At 42.4% G+C, this 25,928-nt stretch carries 23 protein-coding genes and 1 pseudogene; 15 read left to right on the top strand and 9 right to left on the bottom strand.

Translation table 11 applies throughout. The features are described 5' to 3' along the window. The first annotated feature begins 2 nt into the window (after positions 1 to 2). From mtnN to NZD81_RS02020, 4 genes are all read left to right on the top strand, one after another. On the top strand, positions 3 to 698 hold the full coding sequence (gene mtnN, locus NZD81_RS02005; RefSeq protein WP_014664785.1) for a 5'-methylthioadenosine/S-adenosylhomocysteine nucleosidase: 696 nt from the start codon (positions 3 to 5) through the stop codon (positions 696 to 698). Between the two features lie 61 nt (positions 699 to 759). After that, complete coding sequence (locus NZD81_RS02010) at positions 760 to 1,683, top strand: O-acetylserine dependent cystathionine beta-synthase (RefSeq protein ID WP_282372880.1); 924 nt, start codon at positions 760 to 762, stop codon at positions 1,681 to 1,683. 1 nt (position 1,684) lies between these two features. Then, positions 1,685 to 2,824, top strand: a complete 1,140-nt coding sequence (locus NZD81_RS02015) for a bifunctional cystathionine gamma-lyase/homocysteine desulfhydrase (protein ID WP_168781154.1) — start codon at positions 1,685 to 1,687, stop codon at positions 2,822 to 2,824. A gap of 82 nt (positions 2,825 to 2,906) precedes the next feature. After that, complete coding sequence (locus NZD81_RS02020) at positions 2,907 to 3,137, top strand: YrhC family protein (protein WP_003237358.1); 231 nt, start codon at positions 2,907 to 2,909, stop codon at positions 3,135 to 3,137. 32 nt (positions 3,138 to 3,169) lie between these two features. On the opposite strand, the gene NZD81_RS02025 is transcribed toward NZD81_RS02020, so the two are convergent. Further along, positions 3,170 to 3,652 (bottom strand): helical membrane plugin domain-containing protein, encoded by a 483-nt coding sequence (locus tag NZD81_RS02025; RefSeq protein ID WP_014664782.1) that lies wholly within the window; start codon positions 3,650 to 3,652, stop codon positions 3,170 to 3,172. A gap of 22 nt (positions 3,653 to 3,674) precedes the next feature. Then, positions 3,675 to 6,617, bottom strand: coding sequence for a formate dehydrogenase subunit alpha (fdhF, locus tag NZD81_RS02030; protein ID WP_289860541.1), 2,943 nt, complete (start codon positions 6,615 to 6,617; stop codon positions 3,675 to 3,677). Between the two features lie 315 nt (positions 6,618 to 6,932). Between fdhF and NZD81_RS02035 the strand changes: the two genes are divergently transcribed. From NZD81_RS02035 to cypB, 7 genes are all read left to right on the top strand, one after another. Continuing rightward, positions 6,933 to 7,301 carry a Na-translocating system protein MpsC family protein gene (locus NZD81_RS02035; protein WP_014664781.1) on the top strand — a complete coding sequence of 123 codons (369 nt, stop codon included), beginning with the start codon at positions 6,933 to 6,935 and terminating at the stop codon, positions 7,299 to 7,301. Positions 7,302 to 7,562: 261 nt separating this feature from the next. Beyond that, positions 7,563 to 8,363 (top strand): formate/nitrite transporter family protein, encoded by an 801-nt coding sequence (locus NZD81_RS02040; protein ID WP_282372870.1) that lies wholly within the window; start codon positions 7,563 to 7,565, stop codon positions 8,361 to 8,363. 391 nt (positions 8,364 to 8,754) lie between these two features. Beyond that, on the top strand, positions 8,755 to 8,904 hold the full coding sequence (locus NZD81_RS02045) for a YrzI family small protein (protein WP_004399102.1): 150 nt from the start codon (positions 8,755 to 8,757) through the stop codon (positions 8,902 to 8,904). A 155-nt stretch (positions 8,905 to 9,059) separates the two neighbouring features. Further along, positions 9,060 to 9,218 (top strand): hypothetical protein, encoded by a 159-nt coding sequence (locus tag NZD81_RS02050; RefSeq protein ID WP_134975278.1) that lies wholly within the window; start codon positions 9,060 to 9,062, stop codon positions 9,216 to 9,218. Between the two features lie 187 nt (positions 9,219 to 9,405). Further along, positions 9,406 to 9,948 carry a class I SAM-dependent methyltransferase gene (locus NZD81_RS02055; protein WP_103030735.1) on the top strand — a complete coding sequence of 181 codons (543 nt, stop codon included), beginning with the start codon at positions 9,406 to 9,408 and terminating at the stop codon, positions 9,946 to 9,948. Between the two features lie 219 nt (positions 9,949 to 10,167). Beyond that, positions 10,168 to 10,752, top strand: coding sequence for a transcriptional regulator FatR (fatR, locus tag NZD81_RS02060; RefSeq protein WP_282372866.1), 585 nt, complete (start codon positions 10,168 to 10,170; stop codon positions 10,750 to 10,752). Between the two features lie 15 nt (positions 10,753 to 10,767). After that, positions 10,768 to 13,932: a bifunctional cytochrome P450/NADPH--P450 reductase CypB gene (gene cypB, locus NZD81_RS02065; protein WP_282372864.1), complete on the top strand. Its 3,165-nt coding sequence runs from the start codon at positions 10,768 to 10,770 to the stop codon at positions 13,930 to 13,932. Positions 13,933 to 14,178: 246 nt separating this feature from the next. Here cypB and NZD81_RS02070 read toward each other — a convergent pair whose 3' ends face one another. The 5 genes from NZD81_RS02070 to NZD81_RS02090 form a co-directional block, all read right to left on the bottom strand. Beyond that, a complete protein-coding gene (locus NZD81_RS02070; RefSeq protein WP_040082329.1) occupies positions 14,179 to 14,469 on the bottom strand; it encodes a YrhK family protein in 291 nt (96 codons plus the stop codon). A 133-nt stretch (positions 14,470 to 14,602) separates the two neighbouring features. After that, the gene (gene oatA / locus NZD81_RS02075) at positions 14,603 to 16,507 is read right to left on the bottom strand and encodes a peptidoglycan O-acetyltransferase OatA (RefSeq protein ID WP_282372861.1); all 1,905 of its coding nucleotides are present in this window, start codon (positions 16,505 to 16,507) and stop codon (positions 14,603 to 14,605) included. A gap of 113 nt (positions 16,508 to 16,620) precedes the next feature. Beyond that, positions 16,621 to 17,478 (bottom strand): anti-sigma-V factor RsiV, encoded by an 858-nt coding sequence (gene rsiV, locus NZD81_RS02080; RefSeq protein ID WP_282372859.1) that lies wholly within the window; start codon positions 17,476 to 17,478, stop codon positions 16,621 to 16,623. Continuing rightward, the gene (sigV, locus tag NZD81_RS02085; protein ID WP_071577201.1) at positions 17,478 to 17,978 is read right to left on the bottom strand and encodes an RNA polymerase sigma factor SigV; all 501 of its coding nucleotides are present in this window, start codon (positions 17,976 to 17,978) and stop codon (positions 17,478 to 17,480) included. Before sigV ends, rsiV begins: the two co-directional genes overlap by 1 nt. A 194-nt stretch (positions 17,979 to 18,172) precedes the next feature. Beyond that, positions 18,173 to 19,000 (bottom strand): TrmB family transcriptional regulator, encoded by an 828-nt coding sequence (locus NZD81_RS02090; RefSeq protein WP_014664770.1) that lies wholly within the window; start codon positions 18,998 to 19,000, stop codon positions 18,173 to 18,175. A 153-nt stretch (positions 19,001 to 19,153) separates the two neighbouring features. On the opposite strand from NZD81_RS02090, the gene NZD81_RS02095 reads away from it, so the two are divergent. Continuing rightward, positions 19,154 to 19,786 (top strand): LysE family transporter, encoded by a 633-nt coding sequence (locus tag NZD81_RS02095; RefSeq protein WP_103030731.1) that lies wholly within the window; start codon positions 19,154 to 19,156, stop codon positions 19,784 to 19,786. A gap of 83 nt (positions 19,787 to 19,869) precedes the next feature. On the opposite strand, the gene NZD81_RS02100 is transcribed toward NZD81_RS02095, so the two are convergent. After that, positions 19,870 to 21,258 (bottom strand): amino acid permease, encoded by a 1,389-nt coding sequence (locus NZD81_RS02100; protein WP_069149951.1) that lies wholly within the window; start codon positions 21,256 to 21,258, stop codon positions 19,870 to 19,872. 38 nt (positions 21,259 to 21,296) lie between these two features. Next, positions 21,297 to 21,365, bottom strand: a pseudogene (locus NZD81_RS02105) (hypothetical protein); the annotation flags it as partial. 624 nt (positions 21,366 to 21,989) lie between these two features. Between NZD81_RS02105 and levR the strand changes: the two are divergent. The 3 genes from levR to levE all read left to right on the top strand — a co-directional run bounded on the left by levR (position 21,990) and on the right by levE (position 25,915). Next, entirely contained in the window at positions 21,990 to 24,797 is a 2,808-nt protein-coding gene (gene levR / locus NZD81_RS02110; protein WP_282372854.1) for a transcriptional regulator LevR, read from the top strand. A 189-nt stretch (positions 24,798 to 24,986) separates the two neighbouring features. Beyond that, positions 24,987 to 25,427: a PTS fructose transporter subunit IIA gene (levD, locus tag NZD81_RS02115; RefSeq protein ID WP_014664766.1), complete on the top strand. Its 441-nt coding sequence runs from the start codon at positions 24,987 to 24,989 to the stop codon at positions 25,425 to 25,427. Then, on the top strand, positions 25,427 to 25,915 hold the full coding sequence (levE, locus tag NZD81_RS02120; protein WP_069150778.1) for a PTS fructose transporter subunit IIB: 489 nt from the start codon (positions 25,427 to 25,429) through the stop codon (positions 25,913 to 25,915). The genes levD and levE overlap by 1 nt, the downstream gene beginning before the upstream one ends. Positions 25,916 to 25,928 lie beyond the last annotated feature (13 nt).

The following is a 25,928-nucleotide window of genomic DNA, read 5'->3' on the forward strand; positions in this document are numbered from 1 at the left end:
AGATGAAACTAGCAGTCATCGGAGCAATGGAAGAGGAAGTTACCATCCTAAGAAACAAACTTGAAAATGCAAAAACAGAAACAATCGCACACTGTGAATTTACAACTGGCGAATATGAAGGAACTGAAGTGATTCTTCTAAAATCAGGAATTGGAAAAGTGAATGCTGCTATCAGCACGACGCTTTTGCTTGACCGTTACAAGCCTGATTATGTGATTAACACAGGCTCAGCGGGCGGATTTCATCATACATTGAATGTAGGAGATGTCGTCATTTCCACTGACGTTCGCCACCACGATGTAGACGTAACGGCTTTTGACTATGAATACGGGCAAGTGCCAGGTCTTCCGGCTGCTTATCCGGCGGATGAAAAGCTGATCAGCATCACGGAAGAAGCGGTTTCCGAACTTGACGGCATTCAGGTTGCAAAAGGAACGATTGCAACAGGCGATTCTTTTATGAACGATCCGAAGCGGGTTGAAGAGGTGCGTGCGAGATTTTCTGATCTATACGCGGTTGAAATGGAGGCTGCGGCAGTGGCTCAGGTGTGCCATCAATTTAAAACGCCGTTTGTCGTCATCAGAGCGTTATCAGATATCGCAGGAAAAGAATCACATGTTTCATTTGACCAATTTTTAGAGCAGGCGGCTGTCAATTCAACAGAGCTTGTGTTAAAGGTGATCAAACGAATTCATTAAAACGGAGGCATGTTCTCCTCCGTTTTTCTAAAAACAACCTCTAATAAGGAGGAGGACATACATGACAGTGATTACGGACATTACCGAGCTGATTGGGAATACACCGCTTCTCCGCTTAAAGAACTTTGATGTTCCAGAAGGAGTCGCGGTGTATGCCAAGCTTGAAATGATGAATCCCGGCGGAAGCATCAAAGACAGACTGGGAGATATGCTGATTCGTGACGCGCTCGATTCAGGCAAGGTGAAGCCCGGCGGAGTGATTATAGAAGCGACGGCAGGCAATACAGGGATCGGCCTTGCGCTAAGTGCCAGAAAATATGGGTTGAAAGCGATTTTCTGTGTCCCGGAACATTTCAGCACAGAGAAGCAGCAAATTATGCAGGCGCTTGGAGCATCAATCATTCATACCCCGCGTGAGGACGGAATGCAGGGCGCCATTCAAAAAGCCATGCAGCTGGAGACTGAGATTGAAAATTCTTATTGTGTTTTGCAATTTAAAAACCGAGTAAATCCATCGACTTACTATAAGACGCTTGGACCTGAAATATGGGAAGCGCTTGACGGGAATATTCATACGTTTGTCGCCGGGGCAGGATCAGGGGGCACGTTCGCAGGAACAGCTTCCTTCTTGAAAGAAAAAAATCCAGCAGTCAAAACGGTGATTGTTGAACCGGAGGGTTCGATTTTAAACGGAGGAGAGCCTTACGCTCATAAAACTGAGGGCATCGGCATGGAGTTCATCCCCGATTATATGAATAAGAGCCACTTTGATAAGATCTATACCGTAACAGATGAGAATGCGTTTAGACTTGTGAAAGAAGCGGCAGAAAAAGAAGGTCTGCTGATCGGAAGCTCTTCAGGTGCAGCGCTTTTTGCAGCATTGGAGGAAGCGAAAAAAGCATCCGCGGGAACTAACATTGTTACTGTATTTCCTGACAGCAGCGATCGATATATCAGCAAACAAATATACGAAGGAGGCATCTGATATGAAGAAAAAAACAATGATGATACATGGCGGAATCACAGGTGATGAGAAAACAGGCGCAGTTTCCGTGCCCATTTATCAAGTAAGCACGTACAAGCAGCCGAAAGCAGGGCAGCATACAGGCTACGAGTATTCAAGAACGGCCAATCCGACTCGAACCGCTCTCGAAGCACTTGTGACAGAACTGGAAGGCGGGGAAGCAGGTTATGCCTTCAGCTCAGGAATGGCTGCCATTACAGCAGTTATGATGCTGTTTAACAGCGGAGATCATGTCGTGTTGACTGATGATGTGTACGGCGGAACATACCGCGTGATGACAAAGGTGCTTAACCGTCTTGGCATTGAATCAACATTTGTCGATACGAGCAACAGAGAAGAAGTTGAAAAAGCAATTCGTCCTAACACAAGAGCCATTTATATTGAGACACCGACAAACCCATTGCTCAAAATCACCGACTTGACGCTCATGGCGGATATCGCAAAAAAATCAGGAGTTCTGCTTATCGTAGACAATACCTTTAACACGCCTTATTTTCAGCAGCCGCTTACTTTAGGCGCTGATATCGTGCTTCATAGTGCGACAAAATATCTTGGCGGACACAGTGATGTCGTCGGAGGTTTAGTTGTAACAGCCTCGAAAGAGCTTGGAGAAGAGCTGCATTTTGTGCAAAACTCCACAGGCGGTGTGCTCGGCCCTCAAGATTCCTGGCTTTTGATGAGAGGAATCAAAACGTTGGGACTCAGAATGGAAGCGATCGATCAAAATGCGCGGAAAATCGCAAGCTTTCTTGAGAATCACCCTGCTGTCCAAACGTTATATTATCCCGGTTCTTCAAATCATCCCGGACATGAGCTTGCAAAAACGCAAGGATCTGGCTTCGGCGGCATGATCTCCTTTGATATCGGCAGTGAAGAACGGGTAGATGCGTTTTTAGGAAATCTGAAACTGTTTACCATTGCTGAAAGCTTGGGGGCGGTTGAAAGCTTAATTTCTGTTCCGGCTAGAATGACACATGCCTCTATTCCGAGAGAACGCCGGCTTGAGCTCGGCATTACGGACGGGTTGATCAGAATTTCTGTGGGAATTGAGGATGCGGAAGATTTGCTGGAAGATATCGGCCAAGCGCTTGAAAATATATAACAAATGGATAGAATTACTTTCTCTGTAAGCCGCCGGATTATATTATAATAGTCGTATACTATGAATCTGGCAGGTGATTCTTTTGAATAAAAATAGAATGAAATCTTTAAAAGAAGACTACAAGCATTTTGCTTTTACATTGCTTGCAGTCAGCACTTTTTTATATATAGGCGCAGTTCTCCCTGATCAAGGCTTAACATTAGGCCAGAAATCGACTATGTTTTTAGCGGATTGCGTATTTTTAGCCGGTGCCTTCTTTTGCGCTGACCGTTCACTTATTTACAAGAAGCGTTTGGAGGAAGCCGACGAATAAAAAACAGCCATCATCGCGATGGCTGTTTTTTGTTATTTTTCTCGGAGTTCTTTTCCCATGCCTTTTAAAAACTGAAGGCCGAAGCCGACGGCTCTGTTGATGTCAGGATCGTTCATTGCTTTTAACAGGTCGAGAATCCCGACTTTCTTGTCTTCTTTTAAAAAGCTTTGTGCCTGTTCAGTCCCAGCCATTACGCTTTCTAAAAGCTTTGCTGTAAACTCAGGGTCGGCTTTTGTCAATGCGCCTCCGGCGGCCATCATCGTGTTGATGAGGTTGGTGACAGGCTCACGGGAAACCTGGCCAAGCGCAATCTTGGCAATGTCTTCCTTCGCTCTGAGCATGCTTGTTGCCGCGTCAAAAATTCCTAGATCATTGAGTTCATTCATTAAAGTCATCGTTTTAGAGACGGCGTCCTCGTTTTCCGCCAGCAGCTCTTTCAGTTCTTCTATTTTTTCAAGCTTCATTTGCTCGGCTGTTTTTGTTTCTTTTTTGATCGTCGTAATGGGAGTGGCCATTCGTTTTCCTCCTATCGGTTAATCAGTCAGTCAGATGGACATAGCCCGGGCGGTTCCATTTTCTTTCTGCTTCGACTCCGTTTTGCGGGTGCCGTTTTTTGTTGCGCGGATTTGTTTTTGGAAGCGGCGCTGTTTCACAGCCGCCAAGCAGTTCCATCCGGACCTTTGTCTGTTTATAAGCAGGCGTGTTCGTCCGTTTATCAGCTGCAGGTCCCGTCAAGAAGTTAATCGCTGACTCCTTGTCTGTCGAGTTCATTGGCAGATAGAGTTCATTTTTCCGTACCCGATCTGTGATCAGCGCGTTCAATTTGACTGCTCCGAACGGAGAAACGAGGCGTACAAGCGAACCGTCACAAACACCTCGCTCTTGTGCAAGCTCAGGTGAGATTTCAACGAATACATTCGGCACTTTAGCTTGGATGCCTTTCGATTTATTTGTCATGTTTCCTTCGTGGAAATGCTCCAGCATCCGGCCGTTATTGATATGAAGATCATATTCCTCCGGAAATGCCGCTGGCTCAGTCCAATCAGAAAGGGCAAAGCGGGCTTTTTTGTCAGGGAAATTAAATCCGTCTTCATACAGAAGCGGTGTGCTTTCACCTGTGAAGCTGCCCCATAGGAAGCTGTTCCAGCCTTCTAGCACCTCATAGCTTGCTTTGGCAAACAGAGGAGAAAGGCTCGCCATTTCAGAGAAAATGTCACTTGGATGGCTGTAATTCCAATTCGCTCCTAAACGGTTTGCCACCTCTTGAATAATCCACCAGTCCGGCTTTGCGTCACCAAGCGTCGGAAGCGCCTGATACAATCGCTGCACACGGCGTTCTGTGTTGGTAAATGTTCCGTCTTTTTCAAGTGAAGGAGTGGCCGGCAAGACGACATCGGCATATTGAGCTGTTCTTGACAGGAAGATGTCCTGTACCACGAAGAAATCAAGGCTTGATAAAATATCATGCACATGGTTCGCGTTTGAATCGACCAGTGCCATATCCTCACCGACAAGATACATGGCCTTCATTTTGCCTTCTTCAATGGCATGAAGCATTTGAATATTATCTAAACCAGGCTTTCCTTCAATCTCGACACCATATGCCTCTTCAAATTTAGCGCGGGCTTTGTCATCTGTAATATGCTGATATCCCGGCAGCCAGCCAGGCAATGTTCCCATGTCACAAGCGCCTTGCACGTTATTGTGTCCGCGCAGAGGATAAGCGCCTGCACCCGGACGGCGATAGTTGCCCGTAGCGAGAAGCAGGTTTGATATGGCTGCTGATGTATCAGAACCGCCTGTATTTTGTGTGACACCCATTCCCCAAAGGACACAAGTGCCGTCAGCATCACGGATCATTTCAGCGATTTGAATGATGTTTTCTTTTGAAAGGCCTGTGATGCGTTCTGCATAATCAAGCGTATACGTTTTAAGGGTTTCTTTATAATCTTCAAAGTAATTGACGTTCTCATCAATAAACGCCTGATCGTGCCAGCCTTGGTCGATCATATATTTCGTAACAGCCATCAGCCAAACTTGGTCTGTGCCTTGTTTAGGGCTGATGAACAGATCAGATCGCTCAGCCATCTCATTTTTACGCAGGTCGGCAACAATCAGTTTTTGACCGTGGAGCTTGTGTGCCCGTTTGACGCGTGTTGCGAGCACTGGATGTCCTTCCGCCGGATTGGCGCCGACGATGATGACGAGACCGGCTTTGGCGATATCTTTAATCGTGCCGGCGTCACCGCCCATACCGACAGTGCGGAACAATCCGTCTGTGGCAGGAGACTGACAGTAGCGTGAACAGTTATCGACGTTGTTTGTTTCAAATACCTGACGCGCTAGCTTTTGAATGACGTAGTTTTCTTCATTCGTAATTTTAGATGAAGAGATAAACCCGACAGAGCCTTTACCGTACTGCTCTTTAATTGATCCTAGTCTGCTTGCGACAAGATCGAGGGCCTCTTCCCAAGAAGATTCCACAAAAGCTCCGTTTTTACGGATTAAAGGCTTTGTGATCCGCTCTTCAGAATTGACGAAATCCCAGCCGAATTTCCCTTTGACACATGTGGAAATCGCGTTAACCGGAGCATCAGAAACAGGCTGGATCTTTAGAATATCCCGGCCTTTTGTCCATACTTCAAAAGAACATCCGACACCGCAGAACGTACATACAGTTTTTGTTTTTTTCGTTCTCGTTTCTCGCATTGCCGCTTCAACTTCAGAAATGGCAAAAATGCTGCCATACCCCGGCTCAACATTTTTCACGAGGTCAATCATCGGTTCCATGACATCCTCTTTAATGCCTGTCATAAAGCCAGCCTGCCCGAGCATTGATTTTTCCATCAGTGCATTACATGGACATACTGTGACACACTGACCGCAGCTGACACAAGAAGATTCATTGATCGGAACGCCCTCATCCCAAATAACGCGAGGGCGTTCGCGTTCCCAATCGATTGAGAGTGTTTCATTTACCTGAAGGTTTTGACAGACTTCAACACACTGGCCGCAGGCAATACATTGGTTTGGATCATAGCGATAAAAAGGATGAGACATATCAACCGCGCAAGAAGGATCTTCTTTTGGCGTATATGGGTATTTTTGATGCTCAATCCCCATCATTTCCGCTGTATTGTGCAGCGTACAGTTCCCATTGTTGTTATCGCAAACCGTACAATACAGCAAATGATTTTCAAGAAGGCGGTCCATCGCCTCGGTTTGCGCTTCTTTCACTCGATTTCCCGAAAGATCAATTGACATTCCGTTTTCTGCGACCGTCGCGCATGAACGAACCAGCTTGCCATTTGCTTCTACAATGCAAGTATCACAAGTTTGAATCGGATCAACCTCAGGTACGTGGCAAATCTGCGGGTATTCAATTCCGTTTTCATTTAAAATATCTAAAATTGTGGCCCCTGCTCGTGCTTGAATTTCTGTTCCGTCTACACGGATACTGATCGACTTACCGTCCATCATATTCATATTCCCCTCCATCTTTCTTTCACGAAGTCAAAAAAAGCCATGTATAGATACACCTGTCCTTAATTCTAAGAAGGTGTAAACACACATGGCGGAATAGTTCACTAGCAAGTCTTACTAACAGACCAATCCTTGATTTTTATAAAACGATAGACTCATAACAAGATCCTATTACAAATCCATCAACACTGCTTTTATTATAAAGTGATATTTATTATAATACAATATGGCAGGAAAATTTTAACCAAGTGAAATGTCCTAAGGGGAACCGGGAAAAGCCTTTATAAGGCAATATCGGAAGGGGTAATCAGCATGTCTAAAAAAATTCACGAATTCAATGATATCATTCGAAAGCTTCGCAAAGAATTGTTCGGAAAAGGGCCTGAGCGAATTCATACTGTATTTGTAGAAAACATGGCAGTTTCAACGCTATACGGAAATCTGAGTGCAAGCGAGCAGTTTATCGCCCGTACGCCTGAAGGAAGAGAGATGGTGCATGCGGCTCGGACAAGCCTGATTCAAGACCTTTATTCCAAACAAACGCCAGAAGGGATGGAGGAACTTATGGGAGCTAAGCTAGTCCATTTGTTTTCTGATATTAAAATTGAGGAAAACATCGCTGTATCTGTATTTGTTTTTGACCGAAAAATAGATGATCAAAAAGAAGCTGTGCAAAGCTAGCATATTTGCCATTGACACAAATTTGTCACATTTGATATGATGTTGCTACAGTTATAGAAGGCTAAAGCAATGGAATGTATGCACGAACTGTATATATTCTCTTTCAATATCTTACATACTGCTTGATATTGTTGTATGGGTATGCATACAAGTTAGGCAGCATTCAAACGCCTGGTTTGACACAGGTTATTTGAGTGCTGTCTTTTTTATTGCCTTTCTTGCATAACTGTTAGAAAAGAAGAAGTATGGAGGCGTTTTATTATGGCTTTTCGAAAACCGGATGAAATAGCGGAAGCAGCAATAGAAGCAGGGATGAAAAAAATAAAGCTCCCGCTGCCGTCACTGCTTGTGCTGGGGTTTTTAGGCGGTGCATTTATCGCACTTGGGTATTTGCTTGATATCAGGGTGATCGGTGATCTTCCGAAAGAATGGGGGAGCCTGTCCAGTTTGATCGGTGCAGCAGTATTTCCAGTCGGTCTGATCCTTGTCGTTCTCGCTGGCGCTGAACTGATCACAGGAAATATGATGTCAGTTGCGATGGCGTTATTTTCGAGAAAAATATCAGTAAAAGAGTTGGCGATTAACTGGGGAATCGTCACAGTTATGAACTTAATCGGCGCATTGTTTGTTGCGTACTTTTTCGGGCATTTGGTTGGATTGACTGAAACAGGTCCTTATTTAGAAAAAACGGTTGCCGTTGCCCAAGGAAAACTCGATATGAGCTTTGGAAAGGTTCTCATTTCCGGCATCGGCTGTAACTGGCTTGTATGTCTTGCAGTGTGGCTTTCTTTCGGCGCCCAAGACGCAGCAGGTAAAATCCTTGGCATCTGGTTCCCAATTATGGCTTTTGTGGCTATCGGATTTCAGCACGTTGTCGCCAACATGTTTGTGATCCCTGCTGCCATTTTTACAGGCTCGTTCACGTGGGGGCAGTTTATCGGAAACATCATTCCTGCTTTTATCGGCAATGTCATCGGCGGAGCTGTATTTGTCGGACTCATTTATTTTATTGCATATCATAAGAAAGACCGCTCCAGAAAAGAAATGAAGCAGGTATCATGAGCAACGGGCAAAACCATTCGATGATTTGCACAATTTCAGTCCATTTTTAGAAAAAGATGTTTACAAAATGGAATTTGGTGGATATACTTACAAAGTAAGAAAAAAGAGCAAAGGAGGCTGAACCAAAATGACAATGAGACAACGACGTCAACCTGTACGTGATACACAAGGAAAAGTTCATGGTTTATTCAGCCTGTGGAAGAGTTCGTGTCCTTCCTTAACCGATGCTTATCGCACGCATTAAATTCGGAATAGTCGGACATACGCAACTCCCCGCAGGCAGTAGAGGCATTGGTGTCTTCTTTTGTCTGCGGTTTTTATTTGCCCGCGGCAGAAGGATTGATGCTGCGGGCTATTTCGCTTGGTGCGGACTTTGAAAGGGGGTGAGCTTATGACGATTAACCTATTCTTTTTAACGTTAACGATAAAAAAACGGTTTAAGAGCCTGGAAGAATTCGAACGAGAACAGCAGATTGAGCAGATTTATGATGAAATGAAGGAGTCTCAGTTAAAGCATCTTTATTTAACAAACTGGCGCTAAAAGCAATAAAAAAACTGAAGGGGGAATGGCATATGCTTAGAATGGAATTATTGATGCATTATACAATGGAGAAGGACCAAGTTTAGCGAAACAGCTGTCAAGAAAATGCGCACCTGCATATAGTAAATCAACGTTATTGTGAGGCAGGTGATGGCATCATGAACGATGATCAAAAAAGGCTGCCGTCGATTGGCCATGGTTATGCGTCCATGCCGCATTCCTTCAAACATGGCTATGGAAATCCGTTCCGACAGCAGAGGCTGATGGCAATGCAGCAGCAAAGGCTGTATGTATTCCCTTATCATTGGCATTAGAAAGAGGGCAGAAAACATTTTGTTTTCTGCTTTTTTTGCGGGAAAAATGAAAAAGTTTAGTTCTATCGAAACGTTTTTAGACACATTGCCGTCTAGTTGGTACCTTCCTTCCCTTTTAGAAAAGAAGATGATGTTTATTTTTCGAATATAATAAATAAACATAGGAAACCAAAAGCAGGTGTTTAAAATGCTAGAAAATAGACTCTATAAACGATCGAATCTTTGGAAATTATTTTCTCGGAAATATAAGCAAATTAAAACCATTGAGCATATGATGATTGACTCTATAGATATACAAGGAAATGACAGAATTTTAGAAATTGGAATCGGAAATGGCACTGTTTTTAAAAGCATAGCCAAGAAACTAGACAAGGGGAGCTTAAAAAGCATTGATCCTTCAAAGCGAAAGGTAAGGCAGATATCCCGTGCGAATCGAAAAAACATGGGGAAAGGGGAGGTTTTTCATGGCTTTCCAGAGAACCTTCCCTTTGATGACCGTATCTTTAATAAAGTGTTTTCTTTACATACGGTTCAGAGCTGCACCGATATTAGGCTTGCATTAAGAGAAATTTACAGGGTGCTTCAAATTGACGGCCGGTGTTACATCAGTATTGATGCAAATACCGGTGAAAAAGAAAGAACGTATATTCAACTGTTGAAAGACCAGCATTTCAGGGAACTTTCTGTCATCAGGCGTGATTCCTGTTTATGTATTGTGGCTGTTAAATAAAAAATTTCTCGGGAAATATATCCAAGGTCCTTACATTAGGGATTGGGTATATTTTCTTAATTTTTTATTTTTTGCATATACTTTATATTAAAAAAAGTTTTTTTCATATAAACTTATAACAGAAGAAAGAACAAAGAGGTGATATCAGATAGGGCAGATATTATTTATGAACAAAAGGAATGAATATTCATTCCGCAAACGAATCGGAGGTTGCATTACATGTTATCCGAATCCAGCAGTAAATACGACATGATTATGAAAGCGTCGGTCTCGCTTTTTACAGAAAGGGGTTTTGACGCTACCACTATTCCTATGATAGCTGAACGTGCTCATGTGGGGACAGGGACGATCTATCGTTATTTTGACAGCAAAGAAACACTCGTCAACGTACTGTTTCAAGAAAGCATTCAGCGATTTACAGAAAAGCTGAAGGGAGACATTTTGGAACTGCCTGTCAGAGAAGGCTTCCATCACGTATTTAGCTGTCTCGTTCAGTTTACGAAAGAGAGTGACTATGCGCTTTTTTTTCTTGAAACCAAAAAAGACGCTCATTACTTAAATCATACAAGCAAAAAAATGATAGAAAATCTGACTCAAATGCTTGATGACTATTTTAATAAGGGAAAAGCGGAAGGCGTGATTCGCAGCCTGCCCTCTAATGTGTTAATCGCGATTGTATTAGGGGCGTTTCTCAAGTTATATCAGCTCGTCCAAACAGGTGATATAGAGATGGACACTGGTTTAATTACTGAATTGGAACAGTGCTGCTGGGATGCCATTAAGCTTCAATCATCACAAAAATAGGAAAGGGAGATGTCAATGAAACAGGCAAGCGCAATACCTCAGCCCAAAACATACGGACCTTTAAAAAATCTTCCGCATCTGGAAAAAGAACAGCTTTCTCAATCTTTATGGCGGTTAGCTGATGAATTGGGACCGATTTTCCGTTTTGATTTTCCGGGAGTATCCAGTGTTTTTGTCTCAGGCCACAATCTTGTGGCTGAAGTGTGTGATGAAAGCCGCTTTGACAAGAACCTTGGCAAAGGTTTGCTAAAGGTGCGCGAGTTCGGCGGAGATGGCTTATTTACAAGCTGGACGCACGAACCGAACTGGCAAAAAGCCCACCGCATTTTGCTGCCGAGTTTTAGCCAAAAAGCGATGAAAGGCTATCATTCTATGATGCTGGATATCGCAACCCAGCTTATACAAAAATGGAGCCGCCTTAACCCCAATGAAGAAATTGACGTAGCGGACGATATGACGCGTCTGACGCTTGATACGATTGGGTTGTGCGGGTTTAACTATCGATTCAACAGCTTTTACCGTGATTCGCAGCATCCGTTTATCACCAGCATGCTCCGTGCCTTAAAAGAGGCGATGAATCAATCAAAAAGACTGGGCCTGCAAGATAAAATGATGGTGAAAACGAAACTGCAGTTCCAAAAAGATATAGAAGTCATGAACTCCCTTGTCGATAGAATGATAGCGGAGCGAAAGGCGAATCCGGATGAAAACATTAAGGATCTCTTGTCTCTCATGCTTTATGCCAAAGATCCAGTAACGGGTGAAACGCTGGATGACGAAAACATAAGGTATCAAATCATCACATTTTTAATAGCTGGACATGAGACAACAAGCGGGCTGCTTTCCTTTGCGATTTATTGTCTGCTTACACATCCGGAAAAACTGAAAAAAGCTCAGGAGGAAGCGGATCGCGTGCTAACGGATGACACGCCTGAATATAAACAAATCCAGCAGCTCAAATACATTCGGATGGTGTTAAACGAAACCCTGAGACTGTATCCAACAGCTCCGGCTTTTTCTCTATATGCGAAGGAGGACACTGTTCTAGGCGGGGAATATCCGATCAGCAAAGGGCAGCCTGTCACCATTTTAATTCCGAAGCTGCACCGGGACCAAAACGCTTGGGGAGCGGATGCGGAAGATTTCCGTCCGGAACGGTTTGAAGATCCTTCAAGTATCCCTCATCATGCGTATAAGCCGTTTGGAAACGGCCAGCGCGCTTGTATCGGCATGCAGTTTGCTCTTCAAGAAGCGACAATGGTTCTTGGTCTTGTATTAAAGCATTTTGATTTGATAAATCATAATGGCTATGAACTAAAAATCAAAGAAGCATTAACAATCAAGCCGGATGATTTTAAAATTACTGTGAAACCGCGGAAAACAGCGGCAATCAATGTACAGCGAAGAGAACAGGCAGACATCAAAACAGAAACAAAGCCAAAAGAAACCCAACCTAAACACGGCACACCTTTACTCGTTCTTTACGGTTCAAACCTTGGGACAGCTGAGGGAATAGCCGGTGAACTGGCCGCTCAAGGCCGCCAGATGGGCTTTACAGCTGAAACGGCTCCGCTTGATGATTACATCGGCAAGCTTCCTGAAGAAGGGGCAGTCGTCATTGTTACGGCTTCTTATAATGGGGCGCCGCCTGATAATGCCGCCGGCTTTGTAGAGTGGCTGAAAGAGCTTGAGGAAGGCCGATTGAAAGGCGTTTCCTATGCGGTTTTCGGCTGCGGAAACCGGAGCTGGGCCAGCACGTATCAGCGGATTCCCCGCCTGATTGATGACATGATGAAAGCAAAGGGGGCAACGCGTTTAACAGCGATTGGGGAAGGTGATGCGGCCGATGATTTTGAAAGCCATCGCGAGTCTTGGGAAAACCGCTTCTGGAAGGAAACGCTGGACGCATTTGATATTAACGAAATCGCCCAGAAAGAAGACAGGCCTTCATTGTCGATTACTTTTCTCAGTGAAGCGACGGAAACGCCGGTTGCCAAAGCATATGGCGCGTTTGAAGGGATTGTATTAGAGAATCGAGAGCTCCAGTCAGCTGACAGTACGCGTTCGACCCGCCATATTGAATTGGAAATTCCGGAGGGTAAAACATATAAAGAAGGCGATCATATCGGAATCCTGCCGAAGAACAGCAGGGAGCTTGTTCAGCGGGTTCTCAGCCGATTCGGTTTGCAGTCCAATCATGTAATACAAATAAGCGGAAGCGCTCATATGGCTCACCTGCCGATGGACCGGCCGATTAAAGTAGCGGATTTACTGTCGTCCTATGTAGAGCTGCAGGAACCGGCTTCAAGGCTTCAGCTTCGCGAGCTGGCTTCTTATACAGTCTGCCCGCCGCATCAAAAAGAGCTGGAACAGCTCGTTTCAGATGATGGCACTTACAAAGAGCAGGTGCTTGCAAAACGTCTTACCATGCTTGATCTTTTAGAAGATTATCCTGCCTGCGAAATGCCGTTTGAACGGTTTTTAGCACTTTTGCCATCACTAAAACCGAGATACTATTCCATTTCAAGTTCACCGAAAGCCCATGCAAATATCGTGAGCATGACGGTAGGAGTTGTGAAAGCCTCAGCCTGGAGCGGCCGAGGTGAATACCGGGGTGTCGCCTCTACTTATTTAGCAGAATTGAATACAGGTGATGCAGCAGCCTGCTTCATTCGTACGCCGCAGTCCGGATTCCAGATGCCGGATGACCCTGACACGCCTATGATTATGGTTGGTCCGGGTACAGGAATTGCGCCATTCAGGGGCTTTATTCAGGCAAGATCTGTTTTGAATAAGGAAGGAAGCACGCTTGGTGAAGCACTTTTATACTTCGGCTGCCGGCGCCCGGATCATGACGATCTTTACAGAGAAGAGCTGGATCAAGCGGAACAGGAAGGTTTGGTCACAATCCGCCGATGCTACTCACGCGTCGAAAACGAATCAAAAGGATATGTCCAGCACTTGCTCAAGCAAGATTCACAGAAATTGATGACACTCATTGAAAAAGGAGCCCATATTTACGTATGCGGTGATGGATCGCAAATGGCTCCTGACGTAGAGAAAACTTTGCGATGGGCATATGAAACTGAAAAAGGGGCAAGTCAGGAAGAATCCGCCGATTGGCTGCAAAAGCTGCAAGACCAAAAACGTTATGTAAAAGACGTTTGGACAGGAAATTAATAAAAAATAAAATCCCGCCAATCTGATTGGCGGGATTGCTTTGCATGTGAGAAAACCGGCACGATAATGAAATCTACTGAAAAGGATGTTATAGGGAGTATCGCGCCGGCCTTATTATTCATATCGTCATATAGAGACAAAAGTTTAGTTCTTTTTACCTTATTTTTAAAAATAAATAGTCTAAAAGTCTTGTTTTTGATTTTCGACTCAGGCTTTTGGCATTTTGTTCTTTCTTATTCCTTAAGATCAGTCATCTGTTGAAGATTGATGCTTGAATTGCCGTTCTACATGTTTACGGTAATGAAAGTCATGAATCAGCCGAATGGTCGGCCTGATTAACAGCAGCAAGCTTCCGACCGCAAACAGCCATATCCCTGCAGACTTTAACTGGTCATAGAAAAAGAAAAAGCTTCCAACGAGAAACAAAGCACCGATGATAAAATCGTTTACTGTATAAAGAATCTTATATCGTTTTTTGAAAAAAAGCTCATATCGTTTCAGCTCTTTTTGGATATCATGTTCTTCATTTCCTTTCATTATCATCCCTCCATTCAATTTTGGCTTACCCTTACGTAAACGGCATGTAAACATAAGGGCTGCCTTGCTGAAAGAAGACATAATCAACGATCAGAAACTAAAGTAAAAAAGTGATCCGTATAGGATCTCTTTTTTACGATTTCATCGCCTGAACAATAAGAGCAGTCAAAGCTTTTGCCCCTTTAGGAACCAAGTGAACACCATCAGGGGTAAAATATTCCGGATGCTGAAGGGCTTCTGTATGCCAGTCAACTAACGTAACATTTTGATGTGCGCTTGCCTGGTGCTGTAAAGATTCATTAACTTTGCTTTCCCATTGGCGGGGAACCCGTGTATTGACGAGATAGATATGGGCTTTTGAGAAAGATTGAAGCAGTTGTTCGATTTGGCTGTTTGTAAAGTAGCCATTGGTTCCAAGCTCAATGATGACAGCCTTGTTGGGCTGATTAAAAGACTTGTATTCCTTTGCGAGTTCCAAAGCTTGAGACATTTGTCTTCCCACCTTTCCATCAATCGTCACATTTGAAAGTGACTGATGCAGGTGTGAAGAAATATCAAGCATGACGGAATCGCCTATAGCTAACACTTTTTTCGCAGTGTCTGCGGGTTCTTTCGACTGTTGAGATTGCGTGTCTTTCTTTTTATGAGTCTCTTGCCCATTATTTTTATTTTCCTTTTGTCCTTGCTTGGAGCCTGGTGTTTTTTGTTCAGGATTGTGTTTTTTATCTGCTGCAGCATCCTTTTCATCCCCAGAAGCTTGGCTGGTGTCAGCATTTGTTTCTTGTGAGCTATAGGTCCATTTGGTAGGGTGCTTTTGCTCTCCGGCTAGCCCAGACAGCCCTCCTGCAAAAATAAGTATAGCGAAAATGACGAAACCAATTGACATTTTGCTAATAACAGATGTCGTTTTCCATTCCTTGATTCTATGTATCAAAATACCGCTGAAAAATGTTCTAAATCCCTGTGTCCGTATCGGCTTCTCAATAAAATGATAGGAAAGCTCGGCAAGTATACATGTCACAATAATCTTCAGCACGATATGCCAAAACACAGGGTTTCCGATTTCTTGAACTGGTGTGCTCAACACAATAACAGGGTAGTGCCAAAGATAAATACCGTAAGACCTTGTTCCAAGCCACCGAAGCAGCCTCCATGAAAGGAGCTTGCCTAAAAAGCTGCTCGGATGGCAAACACATGCGATAAGGATTGCGGCAGTGATGCTAATGAATAGCATTCCGCCTCTGTAAAGAAAAGGTTCGTATTCATCTGTGAAATAGACACATAACACTAAAATACAAAATGCCGAAAATTCAGTCGCGTGCAAAGTGTGCTTCAGTTTGCTTGGCAGCCTGTTGGAAGACAGCCTTTTCATCGGCCATACCAAAGCCAAGGCGCATCCGATGAGAAGGTCAAACGAACGAGTGTCTGTGCCATAGTAGACGCGGCTCGGATCTCCGCCAGGTTCATACAGTATGCTCATCATCATGGCTGAACAAAGCGCAAGCAACGATATTACCGCAGCCAATCTGGCACGGCTTTTCAATATGTACATTCCAAAAACGAAAAACATTGGCCATATGATATAAAATTGTTCTTCAATCGCCAGCGACCAAAGGTTTTTTAGAGGTGATGGGGAACCGAAACTATCAAAATATGATAGCTTGTGAAAAATAAACCACCAATTGCTCATATAAAAGAGAGAAGAGATCGCATCCCCGCGTACGGTGTGCAATAGTTCCCGGTCAAACAATACGACCCAAACAACAGTGGAAAAGATCATAAGGTAAGCCGCTGGCAGAAGCCGCCGAATGCGGCGCACCCAAAAGTCCCGAAAATCAAGATTAATATCATTTCCATATGCCGGCAATAGAATGGAGGTAATCAAATATCCGGATAAAACAAAAAAGATATCAACTCCGATAAAGCCTCCGTTAGCCCAATTGAAATTTAGGTGATAAGCGATAACGGACAGGACGGCAAAAGCCCGAAGGCCATCAAGTCCAGGGATGTATCGATGATGCTGTGTCTTGTGATACATGGGTATTCCTCCAATAGTATGCAAATATTCTCGTTTGTTTTTGATAGCGAGGTTACGACCTCAAATAGAAAAGAGAGAAAACATCCATAATCTAAAATGGATGTTTTTTTATTTTATCGAATATAACGTTCTCCCACGAGCAAGTTTGAAATGACGCTGGTTGGAATTTTAAACTCGGTAACGCCCATATAGCCGGGGGCGACTTCATATTCGTCAAATGAGATCATAAGTTTATGGTCCTCAGTAATGTAAAACGTTTGATCAGGAAGAATCGTTTTGAACGGTTCAGCATCTTCATCAGTGAGCCAATATATTTTATTAGGATCTTCCTTCATTTGCTGTTTCATTTGCTCTTTGATGTTTTGACTGATGACTTTGATATAGCGATCATCTTTGAATAAGCTTTTTAATGTAAGTAAAATATCATTCTTTTTGTCAATCGTAATATAACGGCTTTGTGTGTAGGAAGATGCTTGTGTTGTTTCAATATTGCGCCGGATCGAGAGCAAATCTGGCGTGTCTGTGACCGTCTCGTAATCACTGTAGATGCTGAGATGCCCTTTTTTGTTTTTGGATGTGGATTGTATAAACTCTTTATACAGCTGCTGGCTTTCTTTCAAGTATTTCTCGTTAATGCTGTTTTCAAGCTCTTTATTAGAAAGTCCGGACAAAGCAGGTGTTTTGACATCAATGCTTGATTGGTCTTTTTCCTCTTTGATTTCAATAAAGGTGATCGCTTTGACGATTTTGCCGATGACAGGGATCTTAGACATAGCGTGAGCGGCGTCAGGGTTGATATTCACAAGCGCAGTGAATAAAATAGCTGCAGCGATTGCTGCTGATGTCGGCCACATGACGATTCTTTTCTTTTTTGGTTCTTGCTGAAGGGCTTTTTCAACAATGACATCCAATTCTTTAGGAATCGGAACATTTTTATATTCTTCTTTTAATTGCTGTAATCTCTTATCCATTAAGAAAGATCCTCCTTCGTCAACTGAATGCGCATCAGCTTCAATGCTCTGTATAGGCGCGTTTTGACGGTATTCGTGTTTTCTCCTGTAATTTCCGCAATTTCTTCTAATTTGAGGTCTTCAAAAAAACGTAAAATAATAATGGTTTTATAGCGGTAAGGCAATTCGTCAAGCGCTTCATGGAGATCAGTATCCTTGTAATGGTCTTCTTTTCCCTTGCTTAAAAATTCTATCGTTTCGTCGTCCATCACTCTTATCTTTTTTTGTTTGCGCAAAAAATCAATAGCTGTCCGCACCAAAATTTTATAAAACCAGCTTTTTATCGTCTCGGGGTTTCTGACCGTTTCAACTGAGCTCAGCGCTTTTTTTATAGATTCCTGAACAATATCTAATGCGTCATCTTGATTTTTCACATAACTGAAAGCCAACCTGTAGAAATCTTGCTTATGATCAGTTATGCATGCGACAAGCAACGCTTTTGTTGTTTGTTTTTTCTTCATTGCAATAAAGGGCTCCTTTTTGAATATACGTATATCGTAGGCTGTTACCTAGGATAGACGCGGCAGGCTGAAAAATAGTTTGCGCAGAATCACATTTTTTTAAAGAAGTAAATCAGCATGGGGAAGTTTTTATGCATAAAAAAACAAGGCTTATTTCGTACAAGCCTTGTTTTTGGTGTAAACGATGCCAAACGCTATTCCAAGTAATGTTTTTTGAAATCTGAGTGGATAGAAAATTTACGGCGCAATTGAATGAGGTTTTTCCCAAAGCTTTCTTCCAAAAGCTCTCTATGCTTTTTCAGAATTTCCATAAGGTACAGATCATGAATGATCACTTCAGTAATAGGCATGACTAAACCTACATGCATCGTCCATGCGGCACGGCTGTCGTTGCCAAGCGAGACAATGCCCGCAACTACTTCTGAATCATCTCCGCTATAGACAAGCCACCGTCCATCATACTCTTCTGTAATTTCACTGCTCATATCATGCAGGTAAATATTAGCGAAATCAGATACGATGTCTCCGTAAGCAATAATGGTGACAATAACGCCTTGATCTGCCGCCTGTTTGAGCTCTGATTCTATCTCTTCAAAATCCTCTTTCCATATTTCTAAGAGGATTCTTTTTTTGGCGGATAAGATACAGGCCTTCACCTTTTCAAGAATTTCACTGCGGCCGGTGATATTCCAGATGTTTTCCCGGTCATTTGCGGTCTGCTCGAACTTTTCAAAATATTTTTCAGCCTGATCAAAATGTTCTTCCGCTTTGAGCCGGCGGTTTTTAATCAGTTCTTTCGCGGGGACAGGAACATACTGAGGCGTATTTCCATGACTGACAAAAACATCTCCTCTGATCACAAGGCTTTCCAGGACTTCATAAATTTTAGAACGGGGCACTCCGGATTTTTTGGCAACGGCGTAGCCTGTTAAAGGTGATTCTTGCAATAACGCCAAATAAGCTTTCGACTCATATTCTGTAAAATTGAGGTTTTTCAAAATGTCTAACATATTTTCCTTCATATATCCTCCAATATAAAGAGCAATCACTGCCTTTGTAATCGCTATTTTAACAAACCATATTGATTTATTCCAAACGCATTGATACAATTTTTATAAGTAGTTACTTTTGTAGTCACTATATGATTGAGGGGATTTTTAAAGGGGGAGAGAACAATGCACAGCTTACTCGCATACATACCGATCGCTGCCATGATGGTTATCATGCCGGGTGCAGATACGATGCTTGTGATGAAAAATACGCTTCGATATGGCCCGAAAGCCGGACGTTATAACATTCTCGGATTGGCAACTGGACTATCCTTTTGGACGGTGATTGCCATTTTAGGATTATCGGTGGTGATTGCAAAGTCAGTGATTCTTTTCACAACGATCAAATATTTGGGAGCGGCGTACTTAATTTATTTAGGCGTAAAAAGTTTTTTTGCAAAAAGTATGTTTTCGTTAGATGACATGCAGTCCCAAACAAAAAATATGACAAGTTCTCCGAAACGTTATTATAAAACTTCCTTTATGCAGGGATCACTCAGTAACATTCTTAATCCTAAAACTGTTTTGGTGTATGTTACAATCATGCCCCAATTTATCAATTTGAACGGAAATATCAACCAGCAGCTCATTATTTTAGCTTCAATCCTAACCTTATTAGCGGTGTTGTGGTTTCTGTTTCTTGTTTATATTATTGATTACGCGAAAAAATGGATGAAAAACTCGAGGTTCCAGAAAGTGTTTCAAAAAATAACCGGAATGATATTAGTAGGTTTCGGCATCAAAACTGGTTTGAGTTAACACTTAAATGAAGTGAATGAAATTTAAAACTTAGTGTTTGGCCATAAAAAAGACAAGGGAGTGAGTATCCCTTGTCTTTTTTTTTATTTCATCTGATGTCCTCTGCGGGTCTGCACTTTATACAAAATAATCAACAAAACAAACCAGACCGGGGTGACAAACAAAGCAACACGTGTATCATTCGCCAGTGCCAATATGACAAGAATGAATGCAAGAAATGCAAGTGTTAAATAGTTGGATAATGGATAAAAAGGCATTTTAAATTTGTTTGCTTTCGCTTCATGCTGTCTTGTTTTTCGATATTTCAAATGGCAGATCACCGTGATGCCCCAAATAAAAATGAAGCATATTGTAGAAACACTTGTAATCAGTGTAAAGACTTGCTCAGGCATTAAATAATTCAGACTAACGCCAATCAGAATGGCGATGGTTGAAAAGAACAGCGCATTGCTTGGAACGTTAGAAGAAGTCAATTTCTTTAATAGTCCAGGTGCGTGATGATCCTTTGCGAGTGAATAGACCATTCGGCTTGTGCTGAATAAAGCGCTATTGGCAGCTGATGCGGCTGATGTTAATACAACAAAATTGATCAGACTGGCGGCCACAACGATGCCCACAGCAGAGAAGACCTGAACAAATGGGCTTTCGTTTGGATTCAACACATTCCAAGGATAGATACACATAATCACGAAAAGTGCGCCTACATAAAAAAGTAAAATCCGGACAGGGATTTGATTGATGGCTTTAGGGATCACTTTTTGGGGATTTTCTGTTTCACCAGCTGTCAGTCCAACAAGTTCAATACCCACGAAAGCGAAGACGACCATTTGGAACGATAGGATAAACCCATGCCATCCATTTGGGAACATGCCGCCATGGCTCCAAAGGTTGGTAAGGCTGGCAGGGCCGGAAGCTGCGGAAAAACCTTTCACAATCAGGAAAATGCCAGTTACGATCAGGGCCAGTATGGCAATGACTTTGATCAATGCAAACCAAAATTCTAATTCTCCGAAAAGTTTAACGGTGGCAAGATTCATGATCAGCAGGATAATAAGCGCAAGAAGGCCGGGCAGCCATTGAGGCACATCGGGCAGCCAATATTGCGTATAAATGCCGACCGCCGTTAAATCAGCCATCGCGAGGGAAATCCAGCAGAACCAGTAGGTCCACCCAGTAATAAATGCTGCCATGTTTCCTAAATAGTCCCTTACAAAATCCACAAAAGAGTGGTATCCCGCATTTGATAAGAGCAGTTCTCCGAGCGAACGCATAATGAAAAAGCAAAATACGCCGGTGATCAAGTAAGCAAATAAAATGGATGGCCCTGCAAAGTGGATGGATTTACCTGACCCTAAAAATAAACCTGTACCGATTGCACCTCCAATCGCCATTAATTGTATATGCCTGTTTTTAAGGCCTCTAGACAATTTCTGTTGCTGGCCAAAATTGTCTTTGCTAGAATTGCCTATCAATTTTATTTTCCTCCAATAATAAAAAGATGAGTAAAGTTTTAACGGATATTATAACATTTAAAAGAGGAGATGCTTTTATTTTTAAATTTTAAAACTATTTTGAGTTTATGAATAAAACTTGCAGTTCTATTGAATAACAGAATAAACAGGACCGTCATTTGGACGATCTGATAGGCTATTTTTTAATAGGCATCGATTTGAACCATTGTATGCCCGCTATAATGGTGGCCTGCAGGGGATATCGGAGATTTTTCTATCCTAGGTGAATGGCTGTAAGACATCATCATTGCTGATAAGTTTACCGAATCATTAACTTTCCAGATGTATTGTAAAAATGAAGAATTTTTGCATATCGTGCTACTGTGGCGAACACATAGAGTGACCGCCCTTTTTAATTGTGAATAAATCTCCCGGGGGTATTTAGGAAATTTGTCCTGAGCTATAAGGTTCATTTTTTGTCATTGATGATTTTGACATCATTACATTCCTCAAGAATGATAAACTGTTTACTGATTATTACTTTTGAAGGGGACTTGCCCTCAAGAACTGCGAATCTATCATACTAAGATGAGATTCAAATGGTTCAAAATGTAAACATATACGCATAAAAATCAGCTTTGTCAATCTGCTATAGAGACCTTTTTGAACGAAGCAGATCATCTCAAGGCGGACAATAAAATTCGGAATATTCTTGTTAAAGGCTTATCTAATAAGGACAAAGGATGATAGATGTGAAAAGAATAGATAAAATATACCATCAGCTCATGCATAATTTTCATGATTCAACCTTAGATCATCTTTTAAAAATACAAGGGAATTCAGCAAAGGAAATTGCTGAGCAGTTGAAAATGGAGCGGTCCAATGTCAGCTTTGAGCTGAACAATCTTGTCCGGACCAAAAAGGTCATCAAAATTAAAACGTTTCCTGTGCGCTACATCCCAGTCGAGATAGCAGAAAAGGTATTCAGCAAGAAATGGGATACAGGGATGATGGAAGTGAAAGACCTTAAGGTGTTTTCTGGGGATTTAAAACAGAATCATCAACACATTTCCACGAATCCTCTAGAGCTTATGATTGGGGCAAAAGGGAGTTTGAAAAAAGCGATCTCCCAGGCAAAAGCAGCTGTCTTTTATCCGCCTAACGGTCTGCATATGCTCCTTCTAGGGCCGACTGGTTCCGGTAAATCCCTTTTTGCGAACCGAATTTACCAGTTTGCCATTTACTCTGACATTTTGAAGGCCGGCGCACCATTTATTACATTTAACTGTGCAGATTACTACAACAACCCTCAATTATTGCTTTCTCAATTATTCGGACACAAAAAAGGTTCATTTACAGGTGCCGCCGAGGATAAGGCAGGTTTAGTTGAACAGGCCAATGGGGGCATTCTGTTTATGGATGAAATCCACCGTCTCCCTCCTGAGGGACAGGAGATGCTGTTTTATTTTATTGACAGCGGTTCTTATAACAGGCTTGGAGAATCTGAACATAAACGAACATCGAACGTATTGTTTATTTGTGCGACTACAGAAAATCCGAGTTCTGCCCTATTGAAAACATTTTTGCGAAGAATCCCAATGACCATTCATATTCCTTCGCTTGAAGAGCGATCGCTTAAAGAAAGAGTGGAGCTGACAACGTTTTTATTAGGGAAAGAAGCAGAGCGGATTAAGAAGAATCTCAGTGTGCACATCGATGTCTATAATGCGCTTATTCATTCCGCGAAATTTGGGAATGTCGGACAGCTGAAATCAAATGTCCAGTTAGTTTGCGCACACGGTTTTTTGCATAACCTTGACAGAAATGAGGTTATTGAACTGACGGTTCGGGATCTGCCTGATGAAATCAAGCAAGAATGGATGTCCAGCAGCAAAAACATGCAAAGAAGCAAAGCCATTTCAGAATACGTCAATATTACAACGATTATCTCTCCGATTGTAGAAGATGAAACAACAAAAATTGACGAAGACCTCTCCTTTAACTTATATCATTTGATCGAGGAAAAAGTAAAAACGCTTATGAAAGAAGGTTTATCCAAAAAGGATATTAACCAATACATCTTGACTGATGTCCATTTGCATGTCAGAAGTTTTTTTCATCATCAAGCCTTTCAAAAGGACAGCCTGCTGACATTCGTTGAAGATGACGTGATTCAAATGACAAAACAGTTAAAAGAAATAGCTGAACATGAGCTGGATTGCACATTTGACCGTAAATTTATTTATTTCTTGAGTATGCATATTGACGCATTTTTAAAGCGCGGAAAGCAAATTGATGTCTTAAATACACAGGAGACGGATGAAATTCGTGATACGCACGTGAAAGAATATCGGGTGGCGATGATTTTTAAAGATAAAATGCAGGAATATTTTAAAGTGGCTATTCCTGAAATAGAAGTCATCTACTTAACGATGTTAATTCATTCGATCAAATCGTTAAAAGAGAACAAAAGAGTCGGTATTATCGTTGCTGCTCATGGAAACAGCACGGCGAGTTCAATGGTTGAAGTTGCGACAGAACTGTTAGGGAGCACGCCGATTGCAGCAGTTGATATGCCGCTTTCTGTTTCACCTTCGGACATTCTTGAATGCGTAGCAGAAAAAATGAAACAGGTTGATGAAGGCGAAGGTGTGTTAATGCTGGTAGATATGGGCTCGCTTGCGATGCTGGAAAGCAGGCTGGAGGAAAAGACAGGCATTGCCATCAAAACGATCAGCAATGTTACAACCTCAATGGTGCTGGATGCTGTCAGAAAGGTCAACTATTTGAATTTGAATTTGCATGCGATCTATCAATCGGTTACGAAGGATTTTATCGAGTTATGGGAGCGCCAGCCAGCGGCAGCCGGCAAAAAGAAGGCTTTGGTATCCATCTGTACGACAGGCAGCGGAACGGCCAAAAAGCTGGAAGACATTTTAACCACGATCGTAAACAAGGCCTCTGATACCCCGATTCACATATTGACCGTATCATCGATTAAACTGGCCAACAGCATAAAAGAAATCGAAAAAGAGTATGAAATCCTTGCCACAGTCGGAACGAAAGACCCTAAAATGAATGCTCCGCATATATCCTTAGAAGTGTTAATTGAAGGGGAGGGAGAGAAGCTGATTCAACAGGCGATTACAAATGGAAGCATTCCCTTGAGCAATGGATTAAATGAAGCAAATATTATTGTCAGGGAGCTTTGCGAGGATAGCTTGAAAAAGTATCTTGTCTTCTTAAATCCCCATCATGTAACCGAAATGTTAGTAGAGTGGCTGCAAACCGTTCAAGATGAGCTGGGTGTCATTTTCAATAATGCCGTTTTGATCAAAGTCATTATGCATACAGCTTTCGCCTTTGAAAGGGTAATTAAGCAGAATCCGATCGCTTTCTCGGAGGAAGAAGAAATTAATGATCAGATGAAGGAAATGGTGAACGTCACAGAGCGGACACTAGTCCCTTATGAAGAAAAGCTCGGACTTCGCATAAGTGATGATGAAAAATTATTTATAGCCGCCATATTTGCTGAAGAAGTGCATGGCCATCTGTTTTAAAACCAGTTTTTTCATATGAACCTGTATTAAATGGAACACCATTTTAATACAGGTTTATTTTTTTCGTTTTAAGTGTTTCAACAACAAACTGCGATTGGCTGAAATATCAATGAAAACGCTTAACACAAATGTGTTGGCACGATCCTTGCATTATATATGGATGTACAAAACAGGAAAGGAGCAATAGATATGATTTCAGTTATTATCAGTGGTCATGGAGATTTTCCCATAGCATTAAAAGAGTCTTCAGGGATGATATTCGGTGAAGAAAACAACCTGATTGCAGTGCCGTTTTTTAAAGGGGAAGGGATTCAAACGCTGCAGGAAAAATATCATCAGGCGCTCAAGGACATTCCGGAAGAACATGAAGTGCTTTTTTTAGTCGATATTTTTGGAGGGACGCCATATAACGCGGCAGCTTCCATCATTGCTGAGGATCAAAGAATGGATATGGCAGCCGGCGTAAACCTGCCGATTCTGCTGGAGGTATTAAGCTTGAGAGAACATCTGGCTCTCAAAGCTTTGCTGAACAACTTAAAAGCAATGAGTCAGCAAAGCTTTCAAGTGTGCAGTGAACATTTAGAAAAAGTAAAAACAGCCAATCAAGATACAAGAGAGGATGAATTATGATGAACATTGTGTTAGCAAGAATTGATGACCGCTTTATTCACGGCCAAATCCTGACAAGGTGGATTAAAGTACATGCGGCCGACCGAATCATCGTTGTCTCCGATGATATTGCTCAGGACGAAATGAGAAAAACGCTGATCCTATCTGTTGCGCCTTCAAATGTAAAGGCGAGTGCCGTCTCTGTTTCTAAAATGGCAAAAGCCTTTCATAGTCCGCGCTATGAAGGAGTAACAGCCATGCTCTTGTTTGAAAATCCGTCCGATATCGTATCCCTCATAGAAGCAGGCGTACCGATCAAAACCGTAAACGTCGGGGGAATGCGTTTTGAAAATCAACGCAGGCAAATCACAAAATCAGTCAGTGTCACAGAGCAAGATATAAAGGCATTTGAAACATTAAGTGACAAGGGCGTGAAACTGGAATTAAGGCAGCTGCCTTCAGATGCCAGTGAAGATTTTGTACAGATATTACGGAACGTAACAAAATAATCAAGGGGATGAG

It is taken from the genome of Bacillus sp. B.PNR1 (assembly GCF_030386235.1).
Taxonomy (GTDB): Bacteria; Bacillota; Bacilli; order Bacillales; family Bacillaceae; genus Bacillus; species Bacillus stercoris.

Excerpts from the sequence above, each read along its gene's own strand:
- mtnN (WP_014664785.1), top strand. The coding sequence starts at position 3 with ATGAAACTAGCAGTCATCGGAGCAATGGAAGAGGAAGTTACCATCCTA.
- NZD81_RS02010 (WP_282372880.1), top strand. The coding sequence starts at position 760 with ATGACAGTGATTACGGACATTACCGAGCTGATTGGGAATACACCGCTT.
- NZD81_RS02015 (WP_168781154.1), top strand. The coding sequence starts at position 1,685 with ATGAAGAAAAAAACAATGATGATACATGGCGGAATCACAGGTGATGAG.
- NZD81_RS02025 (WP_014664782.1), bottom strand. The coding sequence starts at position 3,652 with ATGGCCACTCCCATTACGACGATCAAAAAAGAAACAAAAACAGCCGAG.
- fdhF (WP_289860541.1), bottom strand. The coding sequence starts at position 6,617 with ATGATGGACGGTAAGTCGATCAGTATCCGTGTAGACGGAACAGAAATT.
- NZD81_RS02035 (WP_014664781.1), top strand. The coding sequence starts at position 6,933 with ATGTCTAAAAAAATTCACGAATTCAATGATATCATTCGAAAGCTTCGC.
- NZD81_RS02040 (WP_282372870.1), top strand. The coding sequence starts at position 7,563 with ATGGCTTTTCGAAAACCGGATGAAATAGCGGAAGCAGCAATAGAAGCA.
- NZD81_RS02045 (WP_004399102.1), top strand. The coding sequence starts at position 8,755 with ATGACGATTAACCTATTCTTTTTAACGTTAACGATAAAAAAACGGTTT.
- NZD81_RS02055 (WP_103030735.1), top strand. The coding sequence starts at position 9,406 with ATGCTAGAAAATAGACTCTATAAACGATCGAATCTTTGGAAATTATTT.
- fatR (WP_282372866.1), top strand. The coding sequence starts at position 10,168 with ATGTTATCCGAATCCAGCAGTAAATACGACATGATTATGAAAGCGTCG.
- cypB (WP_282372864.1), top strand. The coding sequence starts at position 10,768 with ATGAAACAGGCAAGCGCAATACCTCAGCCCAAAACATACGGACCTTTA.
- NZD81_RS02070 (WP_040082329.1), bottom strand. The coding sequence starts at position 14,469 with ATGAAAGGAAATGAAGAACATGATATCCAAAAAGAGCTGAAACGATAT.
- oatA (WP_282372861.1), bottom strand. The coding sequence starts at position 16,507 with ATGTATCACAAGACACAGCATCATCGATACATCCCTGGACTTGATGGC.
- rsiV (WP_282372859.1), bottom strand. The coding sequence starts at position 17,478 with ATGGATAAGAGATTACAGCAATTAAAAGAAGAATATAAAAATGTTCCG.
- sigV (WP_071577201.1), bottom strand. The coding sequence starts at position 17,978 with ATGAAGAAAAAACAAACAACAAAAGCGTTGCTTGTCGCATGCATAACT.
- NZD81_RS02090 (WP_014664770.1), bottom strand. The coding sequence starts at position 19,000 with ATGAAGGAAAATATGTTAGACATTTTGAAAAACCTCAATTTTACAGAA.
- NZD81_RS02095 (WP_103030731.1), top strand. The coding sequence starts at position 19,154 with ATGCACAGCTTACTCGCATACATACCGATCGCTGCCATGATGGTTATC.
- levD (WP_014664766.1), top strand. The coding sequence starts at position 24,987 with ATGATTTCAGTTATTATCAGTGGTCATGGAGATTTTCCCATAGCATTA.
- levE (WP_069150778.1), top strand. The coding sequence starts at position 25,427 with ATGAACATTGTGTTAGCAAGAATTGATGACCGCTTTATTCACGGCCAA.